Source organism: Pseudoxanthomonas sp. F11, from assembly GCF_037046485.1.
In the GTDB taxonomy this organism is placed as follows: domain Bacteria; phylum Pseudomonadota; class Gammaproteobacteria; order Xanthomonadales; family Xanthomonadaceae; genus Pseudoxanthomonas_A.
The window spans coordinates 1,192,879-1,199,560 of record NZ_JBANLZ010000001.1 but is presented as its reverse complement, the minus strand read 5'-3'; the positions used below and the strand labels follow the sequence as shown (position 1 = coordinate 1,199,560).

8 protein-coding genes are annotated in these 6,682 nt (G+C 68.9%); 2 read left to right on the top strand and 6 right to left on the bottom strand.

The features are described from left to right. A partial coding sequence (locus V8246_RS05760; protein WP_336188293.1) for a Sua5 family C-terminal domain-containing protein occupies positions 1 to 696 on the top strand: 696 nt, incomplete at its 5' end. Here V8246_RS05760 and V8246_RS05755 read toward each other — a convergent pair. The 5 genes from V8246_RS05755 to V8246_RS05735 all read right to left on the bottom strand — a co-directional run bounded on the left by V8246_RS05755 (position 580) and on the right by V8246_RS05735 (position 4,171). After that, on the bottom strand, positions 580 to 1,590 hold the full coding sequence (locus tag V8246_RS05755; RefSeq protein WP_336188292.1) for a glucose 1-dehydrogenase: 1,011 nt from the start codon (positions 1,588 to 1,590) through the stop codon (positions 580 to 582). The two genes, V8246_RS05760 and V8246_RS05755, sit on opposite strands and share 117 nt — an antisense overlap. Before the next feature lie 109 nt (positions 1,591 to 1,699). Then, a complete protein-coding gene (locus V8246_RS05750) occupies positions 1,700 to 2,110 on the bottom strand; it encodes a VOC family protein (RefSeq protein WP_336188291.1) in 411 nt (136 codons plus the stop codon). Next, a complete protein-coding gene (locus V8246_RS05745; protein WP_336188290.1) occupies positions 2,107 to 2,520 on the bottom strand; it encodes a DUF4260 domain-containing protein in 414 nt (137 codons plus the stop codon). The genes V8246_RS05750 and V8246_RS05745 overlap by 4 nt, the downstream gene beginning before the upstream one ends. Positions 2,521 to 2,548: 28 nt before the next feature. Next, the gene (locus tag V8246_RS05740) at positions 2,549 to 2,935 is read right to left on the bottom strand and encodes a hypothetical protein (protein WP_336188289.1); all 387 of its coding nucleotides are present in this window, start codon (positions 2,933 to 2,935) and stop codon (positions 2,549 to 2,551) included. Positions 2,936 to 2,962: 27 nt separating this feature from the next. Then, complete coding sequence (locus V8246_RS05735) at positions 2,963 to 4,171, bottom strand: acyltransferase family protein (protein WP_336188288.1); 1,209 nt, start codon at positions 4,169 to 4,171, stop codon at positions 2,963 to 2,965. A gap of 168 nt (positions 4,172 to 4,339) precedes the next feature. On the opposite strand from V8246_RS05735, the gene V8246_RS05730 reads away from it, so the two are divergent. Continuing rightward, positions 4,340 to 5,260 (top strand): LytTR family DNA-binding domain-containing protein, encoded by a 921-nt coding sequence (locus V8246_RS05730; RefSeq protein ID WP_336188287.1) that lies wholly within the window; start codon positions 4,340 to 4,342, stop codon positions 5,258 to 5,260. Between the two features lie 25 nt (positions 5,261 to 5,285). Here V8246_RS05730 and V8246_RS05725 read toward each other — a convergent pair whose 3' ends face one another. Continuing rightward, entirely contained in the window at positions 5,286 to 6,677 is a 1,392-nt protein-coding gene (locus V8246_RS05725) for a serine hydrolase domain-containing protein (protein WP_336188286.1), read from the bottom strand. Between the last annotated feature and the right edge of the window lie 5 nt (positions 6,678 to 6,682).

Here is a 6,682-nt window from a genome sequence, read left to right as displayed (position 1 = left end):
CGCCACTTCGGTGACGGCATTGCCGCACCTTCGGCCAATCGCTATGGCCGCGTCAGTCCGACCCGGGCCAGCCATGTGGCCGAGGCGCTCGGAAGCGCGGTGGATCTGATCCTGGATGGTGGACCGTGCGAGATAGGCCTGGAGTCGACCATCGTCGATCTCTCGGATGGAACGCCACGGTTGCTGCGCCCTGGCGCGATCACTCGTGCCATGCTCGAACATGTCCTGGGATCATCCCTCTCCCATGCGAATCCCCATGGCACGCCTTCCTCGGGCCAGAAGCCTTCGCACTACGCACCCGAAGCCCGCGTCGTGCTGGCCGCTGCCGAACAGGCGGAAGCGACCGCGGCCTGCCTGGCGGCGAGGGGGGCCCGGGTAGGACATCTGGCTGTTGCACCGCCGCGCCATCCGGGGGTGTGGTGGCTACCGCTTCCGCCGACATTGGACCAGCAGGCCGCAAGTCTCTATCAGCGACTGCACGAGGCCGACGCCCTGCAGCTCGATATTGTGGTTGCATCGCTGCCGCCCGGCCACGACATCGCCGAGGCGCTCGCCGATCGCCTCATCAGGGCTGCAGGGCTAGGGGCCGGTCGCAAGACAGGTCATCAGTCGCCGAAAAGATCGGAACAAGCGCAATGCGTGGACCGCATCGGTTCCGACATCTGCCGCTCGCAGGATGCGCAGCGGAGTCGCTGACGCATCGGGACGTCCAAAGCAGTGCTGGAGCATCCTGAGTCGGCCTCTGACCGGGTAGACGCCCTGTCGCCGCTCTGGGTGGCCGGGACAGGGGAACCCGCGGCCGTTTTGTTGACCAGGATCAACACCGCACCGCCACGGCGGACGCATCTTCCCTGCGCGGCCCGGACATGGGGCCGATGACATGAGGAGGTAGACCACGCCCCACGCCACGTCCAGCGGATCACCCAGCCTGCCCAGCGGATGCAGCTGGCCCAGTTTCTCCAGGGCGGCCTCGAGGTCTTCGGCGCCGCCCGCAAGCACGTGTCCTTCGACCATGGGCGTGCGGATGTAGCCGGGATGGACGGAGTTCACCCGGATGCGATCCGGGGCGTAGAACAGGGCGTCGGTCTTGCTCATGAGCCTGACGGCGCCCTTGGAGGCATGGTACGGCGGTACGTCCGCGGCACCCACCAGGCCGTAGATGGAGGAGAGGTTGATGACGCTGCCCCCGCCCGCGCGGCGCATCGCGGGGATCGCATGCTTCGTGCAGAAGAACACCCCCTTCACGTTGATCGCCTGCACCCTGTCCCACTCGGCCTCGGAGAGTTCGTGCGTAGGCTTGTCGACCCCTGCGATGCCGGCATTGTTGACCAGCACATCGACGCGGCCGAACGTGGCGACGACGTCGTGGATGGCGCGGCGTACGTCGGACTCGCGGGCGACGTCCACATGCCAGTAGCGGGCCGCGTGTCCGGCAGAGGAAAGCTGGTGGGCGAGCGTGCGACCTTCTTCGTCCAGCACGTCGAAGAGGGCGACGCGCGCACCTTCCTGCGCCATGCAGGTCGCACAGGCGCGGCCGATGCCGCGCGACGCTCCGGTGATGATGCAGGTCTTGCCGAGCAGTCTGTCCATGGCGATCCGGGCCTCCCGCAACGGGGTCGTCGAACAACTCGGTCGCCAGCGTGCCTCCGCCCCTGTGCGCCGGGGTTGACCGCGATCAATGATCGGTCCGAAAGGGCGATCAACCCTGCGCCATCTCCGAGGCCGCCGGATGCCAGGCCGTCGCGCAGAGGACGGTACGGTAGCCGTCCATGTCCACGAAGGTCCGCCCGCACGCATCCCAGTAGGGATTGAATGACGCCGTACGTTCGAAGCCGGTGCGCTGCATGCGCTCGCACGCCGCAGACCATGTCGCTGGCTCGGGCAGATAGAGCACCAGCAGATCGTCCACGGTGGGCGTCGGAGCGACGGCGTGGTGCCGGCAACGGGTGAATTCCAGGTGCCAGGGCAACTCCGGCCTGCCCAGCATCACGCCGTCGAATCCGGCGTGGTCGTCGAAGCTTCCCAGGCGGACCAGTCCGAGGCCCGCGCTGTACATCCGGGTCGCGCGGTCCAGATCGGAAACGGGCCGCGCAATGCGCAGCGTCGTCATGGTTCTCCTCCTTGGGCAGGGACTGCGACTGAGGTCCTTCGTGCCTTTCCGATGACGCCGAGATGGGTGTGGTGGAAGCTCGCAGCGTGCTTGAGTCCGTAGCCCAGCATGCGGTCGAAGCCCACGTGTCCCAACCAGATAGCGGCCAGGCCCAGGAACAGCGGATTGCCGAGGAGTGCGCCGCCCATCGCCAGGCTCAGGCCGCCCACGGTGGAATGGGCGGCGTTGTAGGCCAGCACGCCGGCACGCGGACCCCAGAGGAACGCCAGCAGGCTGAGGTCCGGGACGAGGAACAGCGCCGCCGCCATGCCCCAGCTCCCCCCGGCATGGACATGCAGGAGGATCGCCGCGGCAAGCAGTGCGACGCCCTCCAGCCGCAACAGGATCAGGATGCTTGAAGGGGTGTTCAAGGAGGTGCTCCGTCGATCGGCGGGTGATTCAACGCCAGAGCCCGCGGGGTATGCCCTGCAGGATTCCGGGGCGGTGGAGTCGCTTGGCATAGAGTCCTTCATAGAGTTCGGAGAGCTCGACACTGCAGTGGACCGTCCCCCGATGCGCCGGGGGAAGCTGTTCTTTCAGCACGCCCAGCAGCCGCATCGGCAGGTGGCGGAGAAACGTATTCTCCCGGCCCTCCATGACACGCAGGTCCACGTGCACGAACGCATCCTGCGGTGACCCCAGACCGATGCACACCGTGTCGCAGGGAAGCGCGCGGCTCTTGATGTCGACGGCATGGAAGCGGCCGGTATCGACCAGGGTGGTGTTCAGCGCCAGCAGCGCATCGGTGGCCTGGAAGCCTTCCAGCGAGGAGGAGTACTGCAGCATGACGTGCGGCATCGGCGTCTGTCCGGATCAGGCGTGGGTAGGGGCGGTCGCGGCCGGAGTGCGCGCTGGCGTGCGGAGCGGCTTCAGGCCGAACAGGGGCCGCAGGACCGGCGAGCGGCGGATCAGCGCGTGATGCAGCAGGCCGCATCCCACCACCGTGCCCAGCAGGACCAGCAGAGGTTCGGCGACAGGCCCCAGCTCCATCGGCGCCAGCACGAACACCAGGACGACGATCAGGCTCTGGTGCAGCATGTACCAGGGAAACACGGCTTCGGTGGCATACGGCAGCCAGCGCCAGGGACGGTTGAGCAAGGCGCGTGCCCAGGCCAGTGCCGCCAGCATCGCCGCCGCGGTGTACAGCGCGCGGGACAGCCGCAGCGTCGCGAGCGGAACGCCCTGCAGGCCATCGGGCGCGGCCATTGCGAACGCCACGTGGATCGCACCCAGCACCACGGCCACCCACAGCAGCGGGCGGCGTGCGCGCGCCAGGCGGTCCGGATCGCTGCCGCCGCGCGCCATCGCATAGCCGCTCAGGAACACCACGAAGAACACCGCATGCTGGTACCAGTCGGCGAACAGGTTGTTGGCCTGCGGCCAGTCGCGTGCCAGCAGCATCATGGCGCCCCAGATCCACAGGGCGAGCAGCAGGAGCTTGGACGGCCAGGCCAGGGACGCCACGCGGGCCATCACGGCGCGGCCGGCCCGCGATTCCAGCAGGGGCAGCAGGCCACCCAGCAGCAGGGTGTAGACCCACAGATAGGGCAGGTACCACAGGTGGTTCCAGGTGATGCCCACGTCCGAACCATCGAAGGCGCCCGCAGGCCAGGGCTGGAAGCTGAAGTAGTCCGCCAGGAACGCGACGAAGCCGGGCGCCACCTTGCCGTTCGACACTCCCTGGCAGTACGCCTGGACGGGGACGATCACCGCCATGCCGAACGCCAGCGGCAGCAGCAGTCGCACCGTCCGGTCCTTCAGGAACCGCCAGGGGTTCCTCGCCGGCTGGAACAGGCCGATGGCCAGGCCCGACAGCAGGAACAGCAGCGGCATGCGCCAGCGGTTGATGGCCATCATCGGCACCTGCAGCCATTCGGCCTGGTAGGCACTCTTCACGTGCCAGCCCCAGTCGGCCACATAGGCCATGGCCAGGTGGTAGGCGATCAGGCCGCCGAAGACGATGACGCGCAGGGCATCGACGTCGTAGCGACGAAGGGAGGAAGGCGAGGCAACAGTGTTCATGGGCATGACCTCATCGGGGTGCCGTGCATGCTCGCGGCGACCCCGGCGGCCTTCCAGCACAAGGGGATGACGGGCGGGCTCCGTCCGCGACCGGTGGAGCGAGCGGAGGCGGATGGCGGACATCGGGGACGACTGGAGGGGTCCCGCGCGCATGCCTAGACTGTGCGCATGACCCTGTCCCCGCCCGCCACCGCCAGCAACACCCCGGGCTTCTGGGCGAAGGGGACGGCCTGGTTCCAGCGCCACACGACGGTGGTCTTGTGGCTGGGCCTGGGTGTGGTGTTCATCGCCAACGCCCTGATCAATACCGCCGTGATCCAGCTGGAGCACCTGCGCCAGGGACGGGAAACGGCGCCCTGGCAGATCGCCACGTGGGAGTGGAGCAGCGCGCTCCTGTTCGTCCTGCTCCTGCCGGGCGTGGCGTGGATGGAACGGCGGGTACCGCTGGCCTGGGGCCATGTGGGGCGCAGGCTGGGCCTCCATGCCGTGGCCAGCGTGCTGTTCTCGCTGGCGCACGTGGCGGGCATGGTCCTGCTGAGGGAGTTCGTCTACGCCCTGCACGGGCGCGACTACCGCTTCGGCGACTGGCCGCGCGAACTGCTCTACGAATACCTCAAGGACGGCCGCGTCTACCTGCTGTTGCTGCTGGCCTTCCATTTCGCCGGCGTCTGGTCCCGGCGCAGTCGGGGCGAAGCGCATCTGCTGGCGCCACGGGAGGATGTGCCGGCCAGCGATCCCGCCCCCATGCCGGCCTCGGCGCCGTTCCTGGTGCGCAAGCTGGGCCGCGAGTTCCTGGTGCCGGCCGGCGAGATCGAGCATGCCGTGGCGGCAGGCAACTACGTGAACCTGCATGTGCGGGGCAAGGAGTACCCGCTGCGCACCACGATCGCCCTGCTGGAGCAGCAACTCGACCCGGCCGTGTTCATGCGCGTGCATCGCGGCGTCATCGTCAACGTGGGATGCATCGAGCGCATCGAGTCGCTCGATGCCGGCGAGGCGCGGCTGCACCTCCGGGCCGGCGCGGTGATCCCCTGCAGCCGGCGCTACAGGAAGGCGCTGAAAGAACGGCTGCGCGAAGCGCCGCGCTGATCCGCCGGGAGCCCGGTGCGGTGCGCTACTCCAGCGGCATGCGCGCCAAGTAGCGGTCCACCAGCCGCTGCGCCACGGGCGGGTCGACGTTCGCAAGGCTGATCACCACCCGGTCCAGCGTCGGGAACACGCGGAATTCGGTGTTCATTCCGGCGGCGCCGCCCCCATGGCCGTACCACGGCAGGCCTTCGAGTTCGTCTGCGGTGAATCCCAGACCATAACCGGCATCGTCCGGGCGCGTGGCGATGGCCAGCAGGGTCGGGTCCACCAGGCGTCCGCCCTGCAGTGCGCGCGCGAAGCGCAGCAGGTCGCCGACCGTGCTGTAGCCGCCGCCGGCGGCGGTTCCGCGCCACGGCAGCGTGTGCGCCGCGTCCCGCCATTGGCCGCGGGTGCGCATGTAGGCGCGCGCGCGCCGGGGCATGTCGTCGGACTCGGGCAGCGAACCGGTGTCGCGCATGCCGGCCGGGATCAGGATGTGTTCCTCGACGTATGCGTAGTAGTCCTGACCCGACACCGCTTCGATGATCGCACCCAGCAGCACGAAACCGTAGTTGGCGTAGTCGTGGCGCGACCCGGGGGGATGGGCGGGCGCACGCGTGCCAAACAGTGCCAGGTAATCCGCATGCGTGCGCAGGCGCTCGCGTTCGCGATCGAACTCCGGACCGAAGATGTCGCCCGCGCCGGCACGATGCGATAGCAGCTGCCGCACCGTCGCCCGGCGCATGTCGGCGTTGGGGTAGGCCGTCAGATAGTCGCCCAGCGTGCCGTCCAGCGACACCTTCCCGGCCTGCACCAGCTGCAGGATCGCCACCGAAGTGAGCATCTTGTTCATCGACCCCAGCCGGAAGCGGGTGTCGAGCGTGTTGCGGGCTCCCGTGGTGCGGTCTGCCAGGCCCCAGGCGCCCTGCAGCAGGACCTGGTCGCCCTGCGCGATCAACAGGGCGCCGGCGAAGGCGTCCTTGGTCGACGCGGCATCGGCGAAGGCGGCCACGTCGTCGAGCGCCGCTTGCGCATCCAGGCGGGCAGGCTTCAGGTCCGGTGGGGTGGGCACGCCGGCAAGATCGATGCGCGCCGTCGGCCCCGGCGCCAGCGTGACCCGCAGCCGTGCATGCTGGTCGGATTCCCTTTCGCGCAGCAGCGCCGCCGCGGTGTCGCCCTCGGCGGGCTCACGCCGTGCCAGCACGAAGCCGCCGATACTGTCGCGGAACTCGAGCAGGTTGTCGATGTTCATCGCCGACCCGTAGCGCTGGCGGAACGCCTCCCATGTCGCGCGATCGCCTTTGTTGAAGGCCGCGAGCCACGCGTCCAGCGCCTGGCGGGCGTCGGTCGCCGTCGCTGGCGCGGCTGTCGCTGTGGACCGGGCGGACAGCGTGGGGCATGCGCAGAGGCAGGCCAGCAGCAGGAGCGGTCGGATCATGGCGA

Excerpts from the sequence above, each read along its gene's own strand:
- V8246_RS05725 (WP_336188286.1), bottom strand. The coding sequence starts at position 6,677 with ATGATCCGACCGCTCCTGCTGCTGGCCTGCCTCTGCGCATGCCCCACG.
- V8246_RS05755 (WP_336188292.1), bottom strand. The coding sequence starts at position 1,590 with ATGGACAGACTGCTCGGCAAGACCTGCATCATCACCGGAGCGTCGCGC.
- V8246_RS05735 (WP_336188288.1), bottom strand. The coding sequence starts at position 4,171 with ATGAACACTGTTGCCTCGCCTTCCTCCCTTCGTCGCTACGACGTCGAT.
- V8246_RS05750 (WP_336188291.1), bottom strand. The coding sequence starts at position 2,110 with ATGACGACGCTGCGCATTGCGCGGCCCGTTTCCGATCTGGACCGCGCG.
- V8246_RS05740 (WP_336188289.1), bottom strand. The coding sequence starts at position 2,935 with ATGCTGCAGTACTCCTCCTCGCTGGAAGGCTTCCAGGCCACCGATGCG.
- V8246_RS05730 (WP_336188287.1), top strand. The coding sequence starts at position 4,340 with ATGACCCTGTCCCCGCCCGCCACCGCCAGCAACACCCCGGGCTTCTGG.